The organism is Nocardia sp. NPDC059154, from assembly GCF_042755705.1.
Taxonomy (GTDB): Bacteria; Actinomycetota; Actinomycetes; order Mycobacteriales; family Mycobacteriaceae; genus Nocardia.
Window position 1 is genome coordinate 24,105 of the sequence record NZ_JBHZCS010000017.1, and the last position, 18,058, is coordinate 42,162.

Consider the following 18,058-nt stretch of genomic DNA (forward strand, 5'->3'; position numbering starts at 1 on the left):
CCCTACTTTTTGTTGGGACTTGTAGTTTCGTGTGGGCGGGTTGGTTTCCGATCCGGGGTTTCCCCCAGAGAGACCCTTTGTTCTCTTGGGAGACAATCCGGCCGTCTCGCGTGAGCGGCGAGTTCGGGTCAGCTACGTCGAACCAGGTAGGGAGCGACGCTACCGAGCTTTTCGCAGGTCTCCTCGAATTCACGTTCGGGGCTCGACTGCGCGATGATGCCCGCGCCGGCTCGGAGCCAGGCGACGCCCGCGGACTGGTAGACCGCGCGCAGGACGAGGGTCGCCTCGAGGGCGCCATCGGGTGAGAGGGTCACCACCGCGCCGGAATACAGGCCGCGTGCGGAGCCGTCGATGCGGAAGATGGCATCGACACAGGGGCGCTTCGGGATGCCGGAGGCGGTGACCGACGGGAAGAGGACCTCGAGGGCGTCCCAGGGGGTGTGGTGGGAGGCGAGCCGGCCCTGGACGGTCGAGGCGAGGTGCTGGACGCTGCCGCGTTCGCGCACCGACATGAAGTCGGTGACCGCCAGGGTGCCCGGGTCGGCGACCCTGGCGACCTCGGCGCAGGAGGCACGCACCGAGACCGCGTGTTCGACAATCTCTTTCGGGTCGCTCTGCAGGTCGTCGCGAGCGGCGCGGTCGGCCGAGAGGCCCCGGCCGAAGGCGCGGGTCCCGGCGAGCGGTTCGGTGGTCACGGTGCCGTCGGTATCGACGGACAGCACCAGCTCGGGGCTGAAGCCCGCCGCCTCGAGGTCGCCAAGTTGCAGGAGGAACGATCGTGCCGGGGTGTTGTGCGCACGTCCGAGGCGGTACGTCTCCGCGATGTCGATCCGGAAGGGCAGATCGACCCGGCGCGAGAGAATGACCTTGTCGTAGTAGCCCGATCGGATCTCCTTGATCGCGGTCGCGACCCGGCGGCGATAGCCGGTCGGGTCGGCCGCGACATCCACCGCCGCGGCCTCCGGCAGGGGATCGACCGGCGCGGCGAGGATCTCGTCGATGTGATCGGCCTCCCCGGCGCCGGCGCCCCAGACCGTGACCGCCGACGCGGTGATGGTGACCTCGACGCGCGGAATGATCAGGTGCGCCAGCGTGATTCCGGGAGCGAGGTGATGCCGCGCGTCGAGGGCATGGGCACAGAACTCGAATCCGATCCAGCCGTAGGCGGAGCTGGTGGCGGCGGTGGGATCATCGAGGCGGACGCGGTCGAGCGCCTGCTCGAGGGCGGTCACCGGGCGGCCCGTCCAGGACTCTTCGCTGGTGGTCCCGCGCGTGGTGATCCGCACCCGGTCGGTGTTCAGCTCGATCGTTGCCAGGGGGTCCGCGGCGAAAACCCAAGCGCCGGGGCGCTCGTAGACGACGTAGTCGCCGAAGAGTCCCGATCTCGCCAGCCGGCTGACAGCGGCCACCGGGTCGGCGACAGTGTCGGTGGCGGCAAACTCTGTTGTGGTCACGTGCCTTCTCCGTCGTTCTCTATTGTCCCCGCCGATTCGTGGCGGGTCACTGGTACATCAGGGCTTTGTCCCAGGATTCGTCCGGCCCGAACAGGTAGCGGGCCTTGAGGATGTCGCGCTCCGTGGTCAGTGCGTCGGCCGGGACGAGCGTGCCCGGCCGCAGCGGTGTGATCCGGTGCGGGATGCCGAGGGTCGCATCGATCGCGGTGCCCAATTCGCGTGCGGCGCAGTCGCGGACGTCGTCGGCCGCCTCGAATTCCAGCAGCAGCGCGTCCGGTGTCGCCCGGGCGCGCCAGAACATCACCTCGAATTCGCGGGGCAGGGCGAAGACCAGCTCCTCCAGCTGGTTCTGCGTCACCGTCCGACCGGCCACCGGGTAACCGAAGCCCGCGCGCCCCAGGACGCGCACGGTCGGCAGCACCAGCCCGCAGGTACAGGGGTCGTAGCTCACCTCCACGTCGTCGGCGAGGTTGTAGCGGAGCAGCGGCATGGCCTCGCGATAGAGCGGCGTCACGACCAGCTGGCCGCGGCCCGCGGCCGAAATCCGGCCCGTATCGGGGGAGTACACCTCGAAGATCGCCCGGTCGGCCCAGAGATGCAGGCGGCCGTCCTGGCATTCACCGGCGACGGTGCCGGTCTCGGTCGAGCCGTACTCCTCGACGATCTTCACCCCGCCCCAGATCTCGCTCAGCCGGCGCTTGCGCGCGGCGGTCATCGGCTCGGCGGCGACGAACATGGCACGCAGGGCAGGGAAGTCGGTGTCCGGGCGCAGGCCGGCCGCCCGGGCCGCCGCCGCGATCATCACGGCCTCGGTGGGGTTGCACCACGTCAGGGTGACGTCCAGGGCGGCGAGCAGCCGCACGATCCGCGCCAGCGGCAGCGCCAGCGAGCGCGCGTCCCCGGGGACGACCGTCGCGCCGCGCAGCCGGCCGGCGGCCTGCGCGAGGTGCCCGGTGATCACGAGCGCGTACGGCGTCCGGACCAGAAAGGTGTCCTCCGGGGTGATTCCCACCCATTTGCGGGCGTATCGCTCGGCGAGATCGATCCAGTCCTCGTCGGTGTAGTAGGACGCGGTGGGATGGCCCGAGGTGCCGCTGGATTCGTGATAGGTGGCCAGCTCCCGGCGGTCCACCGCGAGGAGCCCGAACGGATAGCAGTCCCGCAGATCCTGCTTGGTGGTCAGGGCGAGGGATTCGAAGTCCGCGGCCTCGACCGGCGCGCCACCGCCCGCGTATCGGTTGCCGTAGAACGGGGATCGAACTGCGCGTTCGAACAGCCGGGGCAGTCTGGCGCGCTGTAGCTCCACGAGTTCTTCGAAGCTCGACCAGTCGCCCGGCTCCGGGCGGCGGGTTGGCGCGGGCACGGCCGACACGTGTGTCATGAGTACTCCTTCAGCGGAACGTATTCATGACTATCCCGGGCTCGGCGGGCCTTGCCAGAGGCAAGGCTACTCAAACTTCGGCCGGGGCTACTCAAATTTGCGAGAAGTTGTCCATCGCAAGCAAATTGAGTACCGACTACTCATGAGATCGGGGCCGCGAAATGGTCGTATAGTCGCCATGCGGACCCAAGACCTCTATCTGGCGGGCATCGGAAGCGAAGTGCCGGAACTGATTCCGACGTCGTCGGCGGTCGCGGCGGGCTGGTACGACGAGTCGGCGCTGGCGGCCTCCGGCCTCGAGTCGATCGCGGTCAGCGCGAGCACTCCGGCGCCCGAACTCGCCATCGCGGCAGCCCGGAAGGCGCTCTCGGCCAGTGGGCACGAGCCCGCCGACGTCGGTGCGCTGATGCACACCTACACCCACCACCAGGGCCCCGACGGCTGGTCGGCGGCGCACTACGTCCTGAACAACACCGTCGATCGCCCCGTCCCGGCCCTGGAGATCAAGCAGGGCTGCCTCGGCATGCTCGCCGGCCTGGAGGCCGCCGCGAATCGCCTGGTGGCCAACCCCTCTCACGACGCCGTGCTGATCACCACCGGCGACAACTTCTCCACGCCGCTGGTCGACCGCTGGCGGGCCTCGAAGCTGTTCGTGCTGGCGGACGCCGGCTCGGCCGCGGTGGTCTCGCGCCGCGGTGGTTTCGCGAAGGTGCTCGCGGTCGGCTCGCTCTCGGACTCCTCGATGGAGGTGCTGCACCGCGCCGGTGAGGAGCTCTTCCCGCCCGGCGTCACCCGCGGTGTCGGCTTGAACTTCGACGACCGTGCCCTGAAGGTGCGCGAGCAGTGGGCCGCGGGCCAGGCCCCGCCGATCCGCAACTTCGGGCTGCGGGTCGCCGAGATCGCCCAGCGCACGCTGGACGAGGCCGGGATCGGCATGGACAAGATCACGAAGGTCTGCCATCTCGGCTTCGCCCGCGACTCGCTCGAGGCGATGTTCCTGCTGCCGCTGGAAATCGATGAGCGGCAGGAGGTCTGGGACTTCGTCCGGACCATCGGCCACACCGGTACCGCCGACCTGTTCCTGGGGCTCGAGCACGTGTGGCGGACCGGCCAGGTCGGACCCGGCGACCATGTGCTCATGATCGCGACGGCGGTCGGCATGGAAGCCGGCGCGGCGGTCGTCGAGATCCTGACTTCGGCGCCGGCCGCGTAGGGGACCGTGATGCTGACCGGATGCACCTCGTGGCCGGCGGACACCGCCGAGCGATACCGACGACTGGGAATCTGGCGCGGTGAGCCGCTCGACGCGCTGATGACGCACGCCGCCCATCGCGAAACCGACGCTGTCGCACTGGTATACGGCGATCGCCGATACACCTACGGCGAACTGGAGGAGTGGATCTTCCGGCTGGCGTCCGGTTTCGCCCGGCAGGGCGTGGCCGCCGGCGACCGGGTGCTCGTGCAACTCCCGAATGCGCCGGAGTTCGTGGCGATCGTCTTCGCGCTGATGAAAATGGGCGCCAAGCCGGTCTTCTCGCTGATCGCCCACCGGCATACGGAGATCACCCACCTCGTGCGGCTGTCCGGCGCGACCCACTACGTGTTCCCGGATGTGCACCGCACCTTCGACCATCGTGAGCTCGCCCTCCGCATCCGGAGCGAGAACCCCGCGCTGCGAGGGCTCTTCGTGGCCGGCGAGGCCGTCGACGGTCTGGTGGCGGTGGACGCGCTCGGCGTCGACGAGAACTGGACGCCGCCGCCGGCCGACCCCTCGGACATCGCCTTCTTCCTGCTCTCCGGAGGCACCACGGCCCTGCCGAAACTGGTGCCACGGACCCACGACGATTACGCGTACCAGCTGGCGCAGACGACCGCGCTGTGCGGAATCACCAGCCACGACACGTATCTGGCGGCGCTGCCCATCGAATTCAATTTCGCCTGGGGGTGCCCCGGCGTCGTCGGCACGCTGGCGACGGGCGGCACCGTGGTCCTGTCGGACACCCCGAATCCCATGGCCTGCATGCCACTCGTCGAGCGCGAAGGGGTGACCTTCACCTCGCTGGTGCCGTCCGTGCTGGCGCTGTGGATCGAGGTCGCCGAGTGGACGACCGCGAATCTGAGCAGCCTGCGCCTGGTGCAGGTCGGCGGCGCGAAGCTGTCCCGGGAACTGGCCGCGCGGGTGATGCCCGCACTGGACTGCGATCTGCAGCAGGTGTTCGGCATGGCGGAGGGCCTGCTGTGCTTCACGCGCGCCGACGACCCGCTCGAGGTGAAGCTGACCACGCAGGGGCGGCCGGTTTCCTATGCGGACGAGATCCGGATCGTCGACGGAGTCGAGCCGGTACCGCTGGGTAGCGTCGGTGAGCTGATCACGCGCGGCCCGTACACGATTCGCGGCTACTACTCCGCGCCCGAGCACAACGAACGAGCGTTCACCACGGACGGTTTCTACCGCACCGGCGATCTCGCCCGGCTGACGCCGCGCGGTGATCTGGTGATCGAGGGCCGGATCAAGGACGTGGTCATCCGAGGCGGCGACAAGATCAACGCCGTCGAGGTCGAGGAGCATCTGCTCACGCACGCGGCGGTCGCGGCGGCCGCCGTCGTCGGCCTGCCCGACGAGCTGTTCGGCGAACGCATCTGCGCGTTCATCGTGCCCTCCGGGCCCGCGCCGACGACCGCGGAGCTGCGGCAGGCGATGCACGCGCGCGGGGTCGCCGACTACAAGCTGCCCGACGAAGTGCGGGTGGTCGGGGAACTGCCGCTGACCCCGCTGGGCAAGGTCGACAAGAAGGCGCTGGCGCGCACAGTGGAAGGAGTGCCGTCGTGACGAACGGTGCGGTTCAAGGTGTTTCGGCGAGCCCCGGCGAGAGCGAACTTCGCGCGCTGCTGGCCGTCCCCCTGGAGTTGGCGGACCCCGCCGAACTCGACGCGGACGCGAATCTCGTGCTGCTGGGGCTGAGTTCACTCGAGATCATGCGAATGGTGGGGCGCTGGAACAAGGCCGGCATTCCCGCGGACTTCGAGGTGCTGATCGACGTCCCGACGCTGCGGGCCTGGGTGACGTACTTTACCGGGCTGGAGACGAGCCGATGAGCGAGCGCGCGGTCCTGATCGAAGGCGGCTGCGTCTACCCGGCCGACTCCGGCGACACCGTCATCCCGCGGGGCTCGGTCCTCGTGGTGGGGGAGCGGATCACCGCCGTCGGCTCCGTCGAGGAAGTCCGCGGCGCTGTCGCCACCCTCGACGCGGCTGTCCGTGACGCGCTGGAAGTCGTCGACGCCGGCGCGATGATGGTGCTGCCCGGCCTGGTCAACGGGCACTGGCACGACATGTTCGCGATGGGATTCCCGCTGCGCGGCGCCCTGCGCCCCGCCGCCGATCGAGCCGATGAGGTCGGCTTCTTCGGCGGTGGCGGTGACATGCACACCATCTCGCGCACCTTCGACTCCTTCGACGGACTCATCGCCGGGCTGACACCCGACGAGGCCTACGCCATCGCCCAGTACTCCATGTGGACGCAGCTGCGCGGCGGCGTCACCACGATCGGCGACGTCGGTTCGCTCAATCGACCGCACGACATGGTCAGGGCCGCACTGGATCTCGGCATCCGCTTCAGCGCGACCACCTGGGCGGGCGACGCCGTCTGCCCGCCCGGCGGCGACCGGTACGAGCGCACGCGGGACACCGAGACGGTGCTGTCCGCGGTCGAGGACCTGCTGCGGCAGTGCGACTCCGATACGACGGGCCGCATCAGATGCCGTCCGAGCATCGCGTACGTGACCAATATGACCGACGAGCTCGGTTTCGGCTTCGCCGATCTCGTCAAGGGCCACAACGTGGGCTTCGCAACCCACGTCGGTGCGGTACGCAACGAGCCCGAGGTGCTCCGCACGTTCTACGGCACGACCGGTGTGCGGCGGCTGCACGACCTCGGCCTGCTGACCGACAAGCTGATGGCGGCGCACTGCGCCTTCGTCGACGAGGAAGAGCAGCGCCTGCTGCTCGAGGCGGGCGTCCATATCAGCCACTCGCCCGGAAAGTACGGTCCTGCAGGCGAATCCACGATCACCGAGACGGGTGTGGTGCCCGCGCTGCGGCGTGCGGGTCTGGACGTCTCACTGTCCACCGATGGAGCCTCGCTTCCGAACGCCGGCATGGCCGAGACGATGCGCGCGGCCTGGCTCACCTACAACGAGATGGCCGCGAGCCAGATCGAGGTACTGCCCACGGACGCGCTGGCCATGGCGACCCGCATTGCCGCGAAGGGCCTGCAGTGGTCCGGTGAGATCGGCAGTCTGGAGCCGGGCAAACAGGCGGACCTGGTGCTCGTGCGCGCGGACGACTGGCGCTATCTGCTCAATCCCCGGCCGTTGGAAAGCTTCCTGTGGCTCGGTGGTTCTGCCGACGTGGACACGGTGATGGTTGCCGGGCGGACCTTGATCGCGGGCGGGGAGCCGGTCGGCATCTCCTTCGCCGAGTTGCGCGACCGCTACCTCGACGCGCTGGGCTCCTTCACGACCCGTTGCCTGCGCGTCCCCGGCGACGTGGTCGACGGCATCCTGAGCGGGGTCGCGCGATGAAGGTAGCGCTGGTGACGGGAGCGGCCGGCGGAATCGGCGCGGCGATCGTCCGCGAACTGGCCTTCGCCGGAATCGCGGTCGCCATGGTCGACCGGGATCGAGACGCGTTGGAACGGGTGGCATCCGGGCCGGGACTCGAGGATTGCCGGACGCTGTCGCTGGTCGCGGACGTCAGCTGTGCCGAGCAGGCCGAGGGCGCGGTGCTCCAGGCCTGCACTGCGCTCGGAGGTATCGACTATCTCGTCAATGCGGCCGGGGTCCTCCAGTCGGGCTGGATTGCCGAAATGTCCGACGAGGACTGGCACTACACCATGGCGGTGAACGTCGGCGGTGTCTTTCATATGAGCCGCGCCGTCGCGCGGCAGATGGTGGGCCGGTCGAGTGGCGCGATCGTCACCGTGTCGTCCAATGCCGGGTCGACCCCACGCATGGGCATGGCCGCCTATGCGGCCTCGAAAGCCGCCGCGACCATGTTCACCCGCTGTCTCGGGCTGGAGCTCGCGAAGCACGGGATCCGCTGCAACGTAGTGGCTCCCGGATCCACCGACACCCCGATGCTGACCGCGTTGTGGAACCACGAGCAGGCTTCGCGGGTTGCGGTGGACGGCGTCCCGGAGGCCTTCCGAATCGGGATTCCCCTGGGCCGCATCGCACAGCCCGATGACATCGCCGCGGCCGTCCGCTTCCTGCTGTCCGACGCCGCCGCCCACATCACCCTGCAGGAGCTCGTCGTCGACGGCGGCGCGACCCTGGGTGTCTGACCGAGGAGGACTGTCTCCGTGGCGATTTCGCCTATTGCCCCCTATCCCATGCCGACCGAGTCGGAGCTGCCAGGCAACCTCGTCGACTGGGCGATCGAGCCGCACCGGGCCGTCCTGCTCGTCCACGACATGCAGCACTACTTCCTGCAGCCGTTCGCGGACGGCTGCGAGCCGCGGAGCGCACTCATGCGAAACGCGCGACGGCTGCGGGAACACTGTGAGCAGCTGGACATTCCGATCATCTATACGGCGCAACCGGGCAGCATGACCCCTGAGCAGCGGGGTCTGCTGCTGGACTTCTGGGGTCCGGGCATGTCCGCACGGCCCGAGGATCGAGGCATTCCATCGGAGATCGCCCCCGCCCTCGGCGATCCCGTCCTCACGAAGTGGCGGGCCAGCGCGTTCCACAGCACGAATCTGCTCGAGCGGATGCACTACCTGGAACGCGACCAACTGTTGATCTGCGGTGTCTACGCCCACGTCGGCGTGCTGCTGACCGCCGCCGACGCCTTCGCGAACAATGTGCAGGCCTTCGTGATCGCCGACGCGGTCGCCGACTTCACCCCCGAACACCACAGGATGGCGACGGAATACGTGGCCACCCGCTGTGGCCGCGTGGTGCTGACCTCGCAGGTGGCCGCGGAACTCGCAGCGTACGAGACGAGAGTGCCTTGACCGCTCGGAACCAGCAGCGGATCGCCGAGTTGGGCTGCGGTGGAAAGCCTTTCGCGCTGCTGTATCGCCCGGAGACCGGACCCGGGAATCGTATAGAGGTGCTGCTGGGCGATATGCACGAGGTAGCGGGTACCGCTCAGCTGCCCGATGCCGACATGGGCAGCCCGGACTGCCACCAGCTGCTGGCGCTGTTGCCGTATCGAGTGGTCGGCGAACGTGGCTTCGCTCACCCGCCGGACGCGGAGCCGGTGTCGTACCTGAAGGTCACCGAGAGTTTCGAGCTCGAGCCGGACGCGTTCCGGAGGGGTCTCGCCGATCACCGTATCGATGTGGGCGAGGGCGAATTCGACATCAGCGACGACGAATATGCCGCCCTGGTCGCACGCGTCGTCGCCGAGGAGATCGGCCACGGCGCGGGAGCCAACTTCGTGCTGCGGCGAACCTGGCGGGCCGAGGTCGACAACTGGGACGTCGCGTCCGGATTGGCATTGTTCGCGCGCCTGCTCACCGGCGAGCGCAGTGCGTATTGGACGTTCCTCGTCTACACCGGCGAGCGGATGCTCATCGGCGCCAGCCCGGAACGCCATGTCAGCCTCGATCGCGGCACCGTCGCCATGACACCCATCAGCGGCACGTACCGCTATCCGGCCGGCGGGCCGACCCCCGCGGGGGTCCTGGATTTCCTTGCCGACGGCAAGGAAGCCAATGAGCTGTACATGGTGCTCGACGAAGAGTTGAAGATGATGTGCCGAATCTGCGACGAGCCCTACGTGGAGGGCCCGGAACTGCAGGAGATGGCTCACCTCGCCCACACCCGCTACCTCATCACCGGGCGCAGCGATCGAGACTATCGAGAGGTGCTGCGGGAGACCCTGCTCGCGCCCACGGTCACCGGCAGCCCGCTGGAGAACGCGTGCCGGGTGATCGCGCGCTTCGAACCGGACGGCCGCGGCTATTACGCCGGGGTGGTGGCACTTGTCGGCCGCGACGACAGCGGCACGCGGCGAATGGATTCGGCGATTCTGATCCGGACCGCCGACATCGACTCCGCGGGAGCCATGCGAATCGGCGTGGGCGCCACGATCGTTCGTGATTCGAATCCCGCGGCGGAGGCGCTGGAGACGCGGGCCAAGGCCGCTGGGTTGCTGAACGCCCTGCGTCGCGACACCGCGCCTCCGCCGTATGCGGGCATCGGCGACCATGTCGCCGTTCGTGAGGCATTGCGTGCGCGAAACAGCCCGCTCGCACCGCTGTGGCTGGATCCGTTGCCCCCCGCACCCGAGTATGGCGGTCGCACCGCGGTGATCATCGATGGCGAGGATGCCTTCACCGCGATGGGAGCGCGGATGCTGCGCGCGCTCGGATTCACCATCACCGTGCGCAGATTCGATGCGCCGCTCGATGTTTCGCGATTCGACCTGGCCGTCGTCGGCCCCGGGCCCGGAGATCCTCGCGACGTGCGGGATCCGAAGATCGCGAGGCTGCGCGAGCTCACCGAGGAACTGCTCGCCGCCCGGAGACCGTTCTTCTCGGTGTGCCTGGGCCATCAGGTACTGAGTACGGTGCTGGGGCTGCCGATTCGGCGCAGAGCGGTGTCGAATCAAGGTGTCCTGAGGGTGATCGACCTGTTCGGCGTCGCCGAGCCGGTGTACTTCTACAACGCCTTCGAAGCGCACAGCGACAGTGCGGTTTTCGAGGCTCGAGGTAACGGCGGCCGCGTGCTGGTGGCGCGCGACCCGCACACCGGCGAGGTGCACGGGCTGCGTGGCGACGGTTTCGCCTCGCTGCAGTTCCATCCGGCGTCGGTGATGTCCCGCAACGGGAGCCGGATCGTGTCGAGGCTGGTGTCCGAACTGTTAACGACTGCTGAACTGTCCGCCTAGGGCGTTGCTTAGTTGGGTGAGTGCTCACTAAACTAAGGACCATGAGCTCACCGGTAAGGGCGCGCATGTCGAAGAGCGCGCGACGCGAACAGGTATTGGCTGCCGCCATAGCCGAATTCGCTACCGGTGGCTATGCGGCGACGTCAACGGAGTCGATCGCCCAGCGCGCCGGAATTTCGCAGGCCTACCTTTTCCGATTGTTCCCGACCAAGAAAGCGGTCTTCCTCGCCGCGGCGAATCAAGCATTCGACACGGTGGAGAACGCTTTTCGTGCGGCGGCCGGCCGGAGCGTCGCAACCGATGAAGCCGATCGTATGGACGCGATGGCGGACGCCTACATCGATCTGCTGGGCGATCGCCAGTCACTGACCTTTCAACTGCAGATATACGCGGCGTCGGCTCTCGACGAGGAGATCCGGACCCTGGCGCGTGAACGCTTCCATCGGCTCTACCAGACGGTGCGGGAGCTGTCCGGCAGCGATGCCGGCGGGGCGTTCAATTTCATGGCTCAGGGCATGCTGCTGAATGTCACGAGTGTGCTGGAACTGGAACTGTTGAACCCGGACGCGGGCGAGTAGCGTCCGGGTTGCTGGCGGTTTCTTAGCGCAGTCGTTTTACGAACTACGCCATAATTCTTCATAAGGAACCACCATGTCGAATACCGACTCTCGTCGTGTGTTGTGGACCTTTATTGTCAGCGGAATCGCTATTTTCATGGTCTCGCTGGACAATCTGGTCGTCTTCAACGCGCTTCCGACCATTCGCACGGAACTGCACACCGGCCTGGACGGCCTGCAGTGGATCATCAATTCCTACACGCTGACCGAAGCGGTGCTGCTGCTGGCCGGCGCATCACTGGGTGATCGATTCGGCCGCAAGCGCACCTTCGTGGTCGGCCTGGCCATCTTCACCGCGGCGTCCGCGGCCTGCGCCCTGTCCTCGTCGATCGGCCTGCTGATCGCCGCCCGCGCGGTGCAGGGCGTGGGTGCGGCCATCGTCATCCCGCTGACCTTGACGCTGCTCGCCCAGGCCGTCCCACCGGCCAAGCGCGGTGCGGCCATCGGGATGTGGAGTGCCATGAGCGGTCTGGCGGTCGGCCTCGGCCCGGTGGTCGGCGGTGCGATCACGAATTACGCCTCGTGGCAATGGATCTTCTGGATCAACGTGCCGATCGGTGTGGTTCTCGTTCCGCTCGCCATCGCCCTGGTCGGGGAGAGCTTCGGCACGAGTGGCCGGCTGGACCTGGTGGGTAATGCACTGATCGCGCTGGGCCTGCTCGGCATTGTGTTCGGTCTGATCCGCGGCAATGATCATGGATGGACCAGTGCCGGTGTGCTCGGCTCGCTGATCGGTGGCGCGCTGCTGCTCGCGGTGTTCGTCGCCTGGATCAACCGGGTCTCCGAGCCGATGGTGCCGCCGGTGATCTTCACCAGCCGCGGTTTCACATTGACCGCGCTGGCGGCGCTCGGGATGTCGGTCGGCATGTTCGGCGCTGTGTTCTTCCTGGTGCAGTTCCTGCAGTCGGCCCAGCACTATTCGGCGCTGTCGGCCGGCGTGCACACCCTGGCGTGGACGGCCATGCCGACCTTCACGGCCCCGATCGCAGGCATCCTGATCGACAAGATCGGCGGAAAGCCGGTGCTGGCCGTGGGATTGGTGCTCCAGGCCATCGGCCTGGGATGGCTGGCCGCGGTCACCACCCCCGACGTCTCCTACGCGGTGCTCGTGCCCTCCTTCGTGATCAGCGGCGCGGGGATGGGCCTGTTCTTCCCGCCGATCGCACGACTCGCGCTGGAATATGTTGCGCCGCAATTCGAAGGCGTCGCCTCGGGCGTGTCCAGTGCCATCCGGTACTTCGGGACGGTGCTCGGTATCGCGGTGCTGGGAGCGGTGTTCGCCGCCCACGGCAGCTACGCCAACCCGCGGACCTTCACCGACGGCTATGTGCCCGCGCTCTGGTGGGCCTGCGCCTTCCTGACGGTGAGCGCGATCGTCGCGATCCTGCTTCCGCGCCGGCCCGAGCGGTCCGGTAGCGGGGCGGCCGCAGCGGCGGAGACCGCCACGGATGCAGCGGCGGCGAGCGCCACGGATACGCCCGAAACAGTAACGGCTCGTTGATCTTTCCTGCTCGAAAGGGGTGTAGCAGTGTTCGAAAGACTGGGTTACTTCATCCACCGCCGGCGACTGATCGTGCTGGCCGTCACGGCGGTGCTGGCCGTACTGTCCGGAATCTACGGGCTCGGGGTGTTCGGCGACATGGTGCCGAACGGCTTCGAGGCACGCGGCTCCGACAGCCGCACAGCGGCCGAACTGGCCGACAAGTCCTTCGCACAGCGCAGTCCCGACGCGGTGATCATCTACCGCAGCGCGGATCGCACCGTCGACGACCCGGCATTCCGGAAGTCGGTCGAGGATGTGCTCGACGGCCTGCCGAGCACGGCGGTCACCGGATCGGTCGACTATTGGCGCACCGGTCTGGACGAGCTCGTCAGTCATGACCGGCACGCGACATACACGCTGCTGAATTTCGTCGGTGGCGACGACAATGCCAAGCAGAACAGCTATCTGAAGATCAAGGACAAGCTGTCCGCGGCGGGCCTGCAGACCTTCCGGGGCGGTAACACACCCGCGGGATACGAAGCCGGTGATCAGGTCGGCAAGGATCTCGGCATGGCCGAGGGACTGTCGTTCCCGGTGCTGTTCATCTTCCTGGTGATCGTGTTCGGCGGATTCGTCGCGGCCGGCCTGCCGCTCGCGGTCGGAGGTCTCTCGATCCTGGGCTCGATGGCCGTCCTGCGGGTGTTCGCCCGCTTCACCGACATCTCCGTCTTCGCAATGAGTCTGGTGACCATCCTCGGCCTGGCCGTCGCCATCGACTACGGCCTGTTCATCGTGAGCCGCTACCGCGAAGAGATGGAACAGGGCCATACGGGTGGCGACGCGCTGGCTCGCACCCTCGCCACCGCCGGCCGCACGGTCGCCGTCTCCGGTATCACCGTCGCGGTCGCGCTCGCCTCGATGAGCTTCTTCCCGTTCGTGTTCCTGAAGTCGATGGCCTACGGCGGTGTCGCGGCCGTGCTGCTGTCGATGTTCTTCTCGCTCGTGGCGCTGCCCGCGGCCCTGTCGCTGCTGGGACACCGCATCAACGCGCTGTCGCTGTGGAAGCAGCGTTCGGTGATCCCGAGCGCCACCGGATTCTGGTACCGGCTGGCCCAGGGCGTCATGCGCAGGCCGGTGCTCGTCGCGACGGCCGCCATCGCGCTGCTGCTGGTGCTGGCGTCACCCGTGCTGCGCATCGAATTCGGTGTGAACGACGCGCGGCAGCTGCCGGACTCGGCGCAGGGCCGCCAAGTGTTCAGCATGCTGGAGAAGGACTTCCCGCGCGGTGCGGCGAAGACCATCGACGCGGTCGTGGTGCTGCCCGCGGGCGTGGACACACCGAACGAGCAAGCGGCACTGGCGGATTACGCACGCCGGCTGGCCGGCGTGTCCGGCGCGGGCCGGGCGGAGATCACCGGCGCCCAGGGCACGGTCGCGCGGGTATCGGTGGCCTACGACGGCGTGGCGGTGTCCAAGCCCAGCCGCGAGCTGCTGCACCGGCTGCGTGATCAGCCGAACCCCCCGGGCGCATCGGTGTACTTCGGTGGCGAGACCGCGACCTACGACGACACCCTGAACCGGCTCGGCGACGCACTGCCCGCCATGCTGATCTACATCGCCGTCGCCACCTACCTGCTGCTGTTCCTGGCCTTCGGCTCGGTGCTGTTGCCGCTGAAGGCGATCGTGATGAACCTGCTGTCGCTGTCGGCGACCTTCGGCGTGCTGGTCTGGATCTTCCAGGACGGGCACTTCGCCGATCTGCTCGGTTTCCAGCCCACCGGCAATATCGAACCGAACATGCCGATCATGTTGTTCGCCTTGATCTTCGGACTGTCCATGGACTACGAGGTCTTCCTGCTCTCGCGGGTGCGCGAACAGTACGACACGCTCGGCGACCCGACCGCCGCGGTGGCCACCGGCGTGCAGCGCACCGGCCGGCTCATCACCAGCGCCGCGTTGCTGATGTGCGTGCCGTTGGCAGCGATGGCCTCCAGCCAGGTTCTCACCATGATCCTGTTCGGCGTAGGCATGGTCGTCGCAATCGTGTTGGACGCCACGGTGGTTCGTATCCTGCTCGTCCCGGCCATCTTGCGACTGCTCGGCCACCTCGGCTGGTGGGCCCCGGCCCCCCTGCGTCGCCTCTACGACCGATTCGGAATCCGCGAGTCGGACGGCGACATCGAGATCGAGCAGCCCGCAGGCGATACGGAACCAGCGGTCTCCGGAATCCCGTCGTAATCAGAGAAAAAACAAGAGAAAGAAGAGGCCCGTCATGCCCGCTCTGCCCTGGACCAAAGGAACTCACAAGCCCGCTGCCGGTGATCAACTCCACGTGCTCACCTCACGGCTGCCGCTTCGGAGCTACGCCGACGTGCCCCGATTTCTGTACTGGACCATGAGGATCCGCAGCCAGTTGCAGTCGGCGCCCGGCTGCATCGGGTTCGCGCTGGACGCCAAGCTGATCACCAAAACCTTCTGGACGCTGTCCGCATGGTCGGACAAGGAGGCCATGGACAGCTTCGCGCACAGCGGCACTCACGCGAAAATGCTCGCCGATATGAAGGGCCGGATCGGCAACCCGAGCTTCGTGGATTCGACGGCGACCACGCAGGACATCCCGCTGTCCTGGCCGGATGCCCGGGCTCGAATCCAGAAGTTGCTGCCCTGAGGGCTGCCGAGCAGTAGATCTAGGAGTGGTTGTGGGTCAAAAGATTCGTTTGATCAGTGAATTTCCCTTCTCGGCCGGACTGCTCCATGACGCGATGGTCAGTCCCGAATACTGGCGGGCGCGGGTGGCGGAGTTGGACGGGCCGCTCGCCGAGCTGTCGATTCGGCACGACTCGGACGACATGATCGCCACCGTGTCCAAACCCCTTGCCCCGGACCGCATCCCGCCCCGGCTGTCGAAGGCGTGGCCGGCCGGCATGCGCCTGGACTACTCCGAGCGTTGGTCGCCGTTCGCCGACGGGGCGGCCCGGGCGGTGGTCCGGGGCACCATTTCTGCGATCGGTTCGATGTCCGGCGTTTTCGAATTGCGTGACAGCGCGGACGGCTGCGTGTGCGAATACGTGGTGACGGTCGAATCCGGAATCCCGATGGCGGGGAGGCTGATCGCCGGGGCTTTCGCCAAGGGGGTCATCGAGGACTCGGGCGCGGTGGACGCGTTCACCGAGCGCTGGCTGAAATCGCGCGGTGCGGAGGTTTTCGGTGGCGCGTGACGTGTTCGCGACCTGGACCCGGCGCATGCGTGCCGGGGCGCCGGGACAACCCACGCTGGTGTGCTTTCCACCCGGCGGCGGGGCAGCCGGTGGCTATCGCGCACTCGCGAACCACATCGCCGACGGTATCGCGGTCTACGCCATCCAGTACCCGGGCCGCCGCGATCGCATCAGCGAAGCACCGATCGCCTCATTGACCGAGCTGGCCGATCACGTCGCCGAGGCACTGGAACCGCTCGACGGTGAGCTGGCCTTCTTCGGCCACAGCATGGGTGCCACAGTGGCTTTCGAGACGGCCCTGCGTCTCGAGGCGCACGGCCGCCGCCTGAGAAGGTTGTTCGTCTCCGGCCGGACTGCTCCCTCCGAGCCGCCGCCGGACACGACGATCGAGACGGATGACGCCACCTTGATCGCCGAAATGGAGCGTTTGGCGAACGACCCTCGGTCGGTGGCCGTCCTGCGCACCGACGCCGCGCTTGCCGCTGCCGTGCTTCCTTCGGTCCGGAACGACTATCACGCGATCGAGCGCTACGTTCACATCCCCGGCGAACCGCTGCGTTGTCCGATCGTCGGTCTCACCGGTGCCGACGATCCCGTCGTCACACCCGCCCAGCTCGAACGATGGCGTATGCACACCAGCGGGGCGTTCGAGTTGCACATCTTCCCCGGTTCACACTTCTACCTCGACGCCCGGCCTGCGGAGATCGCACATGTGATCAACGGCTGTATCTGAGATCCGCTCTCGGGTCTCTGTATTCGTGAGAGGCAGTAGCGACTCGGAGGAGGTGCCGTGACCGGTCCCCGACTGACGGCCGACGAACGTCGGCAGCAGATCGCGATCGCGGCGGTCGACGTGTTCGCTGCCCACGGATATGCCGCGACCTCCACAGACGCGATCGCTCGCAGCGTGGGTGTCTCGCAGCCGTACGTGGTCCGCCTGTTCGCCAGCAAGACAGGGATCTTCGTGGCGGCAGCCGAGTACGTGTTCGACCGTATCGAACGGCAACTGTCCGACCTGCTGCGCCAGGCCGGCGCGCCATCTGAGCCGGGTTCGTTCGCGAACTGTCGCGGACTGCTGGAGGACGAGACCATCTCACGATTCCTGGTCCAGCTCTACAGCTGTGCCTGCATCGACGATGAGATACAGCGGGTGGCAAGCGATGGCTTCTCGCGGGTATGCGTATTGCTGCTCGATCTGCTCGGCGGCGATGTCTCCAAAGTGAACGCGCTGCTGGGCGAGATGTTGGTACGGACCATTGGTGTGCAGGCCCGGGTGCCATGAGGTTCTCCTCGCTACCTCTTTCGAGGTATGCGGTTACCTCCAAAGTGGACTCCAGTCCTTACGTCCGCGCCCATAGCCTGAGAGCGAGTCTTGTTGCGAACGACAAAGGTTGGGCATGGCCGAGGACATTGGATCGATCGGCCCATTGCACGGACGCGCGCTGAATCGGTTGCGGGCACTACTCCCGCCGGAGGCCGAAACCCGGGTGGCCTGATCGATTGTTCTCGATCCAGACCCCGTAGTCACTGAAAGGAAACCGGTCCGATGTCGGTTGAAAGCCAAACGCGTTCCAGTGGAGCAGTCGCGCCGACCCTGTCACGGACGACCTGTCGAATTGCCGGAATTCTGTTACTGGTCATGCCATCAGTGGAATTCGGCGGATACTTCCTCACCCTGGTCGATACCGGCAAGGTGCCGCAGACCACATTCCAGCAGAGCTTCGACCGCGCCGGCCACGCACACGCGGCCGTGTTGTTGATTCTGTCGCTCGTCTCCCTGCTGCTCGCCGATTCGCTGCGGCTGACCGGCTGGTTCGGCTGGGTCACCCGGCTGGCGATTCCGGCCGCCGCGGTGCTGATTTCGGCCGGGTTCTTCCTCTCGGCTCTCGGGAGCGGCCGGACTCAGCCGAACCCCCTGGTCATCGTGCTGTGGCTGGGAGTCATCAGCCTGACCACCGGATTGATAAGTCTCGGCGTAGCTCTGCTGCGTCGCTAATCGTCTC

General features: G+C 67.3%; 17 protein-coding genes. 15 read left to right on the forward strand and 2 right to left on the reverse strand.

Annotation, left to right across the window (positions count from 1 at the left end):
* Positions 1 to 128: 128 nt before the first annotated feature.
* Both ACFXN1_RS16690 and ACFXN1_RS16695 read right to left on the reverse strand, forming a co-directional pair.
* On the reverse strand, positions 129 to 1,454 hold the full coding sequence (locus ACFXN1_RS16690) for a salicylate synthase (protein WP_379437689.1): 1,326 nt from the start codon (positions 1,452 to 1,454) through the stop codon (positions 129 to 131).
* A 46-nt stretch (positions 1,455 to 1,500) separates the two neighbouring features.
* Positions 1,501 to 2,835: a phenylacetate--CoA ligase family protein gene (locus ACFXN1_RS16695; protein WP_379437688.1), complete on the reverse strand. Its 1,335-nt coding sequence runs from the start codon at positions 2,833 to 2,835 to the stop codon at positions 1,501 to 1,503.
* 178 nt (positions 2,836 to 3,013) lie between these two features.
* On the opposite strand from ACFXN1_RS16695, the gene ACFXN1_RS16700 reads away from it, so the two are divergent.
* The 15 genes from ACFXN1_RS16700 to ACFXN1_RS16770 all read left to right on the forward strand — a co-directional run bounded on the left by ACFXN1_RS16700 (position 3,014) and on the right by ACFXN1_RS16770 (position 18,051).
* Positions 3,014 to 4,048 (forward strand): ketoacyl-ACP synthase III family protein, encoded by a 1,035-nt coding sequence (locus tag ACFXN1_RS16700; protein WP_379437686.1) that lies wholly within the window; start codon positions 3,014 to 3,016, stop codon positions 4,046 to 4,048.
* A gap of 9 nt (positions 4,049 to 4,057) precedes the next feature.
* On the forward strand, positions 4,058 to 5,665 hold the full coding sequence (locus ACFXN1_RS16705) for a (2,3-dihydroxybenzoyl)adenylate synthase (protein WP_379437685.1): 1,608 nt from the start codon (positions 4,058 to 4,060) through the stop codon (positions 5,663 to 5,665).
* On the forward strand, positions 5,662 to 5,931 hold the full coding sequence (locus ACFXN1_RS16710) for a phosphopantetheine-binding protein (RefSeq protein WP_379437683.1): 270 nt from the start codon (positions 5,662 to 5,664) through the stop codon (positions 5,929 to 5,931). The genes ACFXN1_RS16705 and ACFXN1_RS16710 overlap by 4 nt, the downstream gene beginning before the upstream one ends.
* Entirely contained in the window at positions 5,928 to 7,418 is a 1,491-nt protein-coding gene (locus tag ACFXN1_RS16715) for an amidohydrolase family protein (protein ID WP_379437682.1), read from the forward strand. The genes ACFXN1_RS16710 and ACFXN1_RS16715 overlap by 4 nt, the downstream gene beginning before the upstream one ends.
* Positions 7,415 to 8,179 carry a 2,3-dihydro-2,3-dihydroxybenzoate dehydrogenase gene (locus ACFXN1_RS16720; protein ID WP_379437680.1) on the forward strand — a complete coding sequence of 255 codons (765 nt, stop codon included), beginning with the start codon at positions 7,415 to 7,417 and terminating at the stop codon, positions 8,177 to 8,179. Before ACFXN1_RS16715 ends, ACFXN1_RS16720 begins: the two co-directional genes overlap by 4 nt.
* Before the next feature lie 48 nt (positions 8,180 to 8,227).
* Complete coding sequence (locus ACFXN1_RS16725; RefSeq protein ID WP_379437694.1) at positions 8,228 to 8,854, forward strand: isochorismatase family protein; 627 nt, start codon at positions 8,228 to 8,230, stop codon at positions 8,852 to 8,854.
* Entirely contained in the window at positions 8,851 to 10,737 is a 1,887-nt protein-coding gene (locus ACFXN1_RS16730) for an anthranilate synthase family protein (protein WP_379437678.1), read from the forward strand. The genes ACFXN1_RS16725 and ACFXN1_RS16730 overlap by 4 nt, the downstream gene beginning before the upstream one ends.
* A gap of 41 nt (positions 10,738 to 10,778) precedes the next feature.
* Complete coding sequence (locus tag ACFXN1_RS16735) at positions 10,779 to 11,315, forward strand: TetR/AcrR family transcriptional regulator (RefSeq protein WP_379463624.1); 537 nt, start codon at positions 10,779 to 10,781, stop codon at positions 11,313 to 11,315.
* A 73-nt stretch (positions 11,316 to 11,388) separates the two neighbouring features.
* Positions 11,389 to 12,855 carry a DHA2 family efflux MFS transporter permease subunit gene (locus ACFXN1_RS16740; RefSeq protein WP_379437675.1) on the forward strand — a complete coding sequence of 489 codons (1,467 nt, stop codon included), beginning with the start codon at positions 11,389 to 11,391 and terminating at the stop codon, positions 12,853 to 12,855.
* A gap of 27 nt (positions 12,856 to 12,882) precedes the next feature.
* Complete coding sequence (locus ACFXN1_RS16745; RefSeq protein WP_379437674.1) at positions 12,883 to 15,075, forward strand: MMPL family transporter; 2,193 nt, start codon at positions 12,883 to 12,885, stop codon at positions 15,073 to 15,075.
* Positions 15,076 to 15,109: 34 nt separating this feature from the next.
* A complete protein-coding gene (locus ACFXN1_RS16750) occupies positions 15,110 to 15,505 on the forward strand; it encodes a hypothetical protein (protein ID WP_379399437.1) in 396 nt (131 codons plus the stop codon).
* Between the two features lie 31 nt (positions 15,506 to 15,536).
* Positions 15,537 to 16,055, forward strand: coding sequence for a DUF2505 domain-containing protein (locus ACFXN1_RS16755; RefSeq protein ID WP_379399436.1), 519 nt, complete (start codon positions 15,537 to 15,539; stop codon positions 16,053 to 16,055).
* The gene (locus ACFXN1_RS16760; RefSeq protein ID WP_379437672.1) at positions 16,045 to 16,788 is read left to right on the forward strand and encodes a thioesterase II family protein; all 744 of its coding nucleotides are present in this window, start codon (positions 16,045 to 16,047) and stop codon (positions 16,786 to 16,788) included. The genes ACFXN1_RS16755 and ACFXN1_RS16760 overlap by 11 nt, the downstream gene beginning before the upstream one ends.
* A gap of 57 nt (positions 16,789 to 16,845) precedes the next feature.
* The gene (locus ACFXN1_RS16765) at positions 16,846 to 17,337 is read left to right on the forward strand and encodes a TetR/AcrR family transcriptional regulator (protein ID WP_379437670.1); all 492 of its coding nucleotides are present in this window, start codon (positions 16,846 to 16,848) and stop codon (positions 17,335 to 17,337) included.
* Between the two features lie 357 nt (positions 17,338 to 17,694).
* Positions 17,695 to 18,051: a hypothetical protein gene (locus ACFXN1_RS16770; protein ID WP_379399433.1), complete on the forward strand. Its 357-nt coding sequence runs from the start codon at positions 17,695 to 17,697 to the stop codon at positions 18,049 to 18,051.
* The last annotated feature ends 7 nt before the right edge of the window (positions 18,052 to 18,058 follow it).

Excerpts from the sequence above, each read along its gene's own strand:
- ACFXN1_RS16735 (WP_379463624.1), top strand. The coding sequence starts at position 10,779 with ATGAGCTCACCGGTAAGGGCGCGCATGTCGAAGAGCGCGCGACGCGAA.
- ACFXN1_RS16705 (WP_379437685.1), top strand. The coding sequence starts at position 4,058 with ATGCTGACCGGATGCACCTCGTGGCCGGCGGACACCGCCGAGCGATAC.
- ACFXN1_RS16695 (WP_379437688.1), bottom strand. The coding sequence starts at position 2,835 with ATGACACACGTGTCGGCCGTGCCCGCGCCAACCCGCCGCCCGGAGCCG.
- ACFXN1_RS16715 (WP_379437682.1), top strand. The coding sequence starts at position 5,928 with ATGAGCGAGCGCGCGGTCCTGATCGAAGGCGGCTGCGTCTACCCGGCC.
- ACFXN1_RS16725 (WP_379437694.1), top strand. The coding sequence starts at position 8,228 with ATGCCGACCGAGTCGGAGCTGCCAGGCAACCTCGTCGACTGGGCGATC.
- ACFXN1_RS16740 (WP_379437675.1), top strand. The coding sequence starts at position 11,389 with ATGTCGAATACCGACTCTCGTCGTGTGTTGTGGACCTTTATTGTCAGC.
- ACFXN1_RS16700 (WP_379437686.1), top strand. The coding sequence starts at position 3,014 with ATGCGGACCCAAGACCTCTATCTGGCGGGCATCGGAAGCGAAGTGCCG.
- ACFXN1_RS16720 (WP_379437680.1), top strand. The coding sequence starts at position 7,415 with ATGAAGGTAGCGCTGGTGACGGGAGCGGCCGGCGGAATCGGCGCGGCG.
- ACFXN1_RS16770 (WP_379399433.1), top strand. The coding sequence starts at position 17,695 with ATGCCATCAGTGGAATTCGGCGGATACTTCCTCACCCTGGTCGATACC.
- ACFXN1_RS16750 (WP_379399437.1), top strand. The coding sequence starts at position 15,110 with ATGCCCGCTCTGCCCTGGACCAAAGGAACTCACAAGCCCGCTGCCGGT.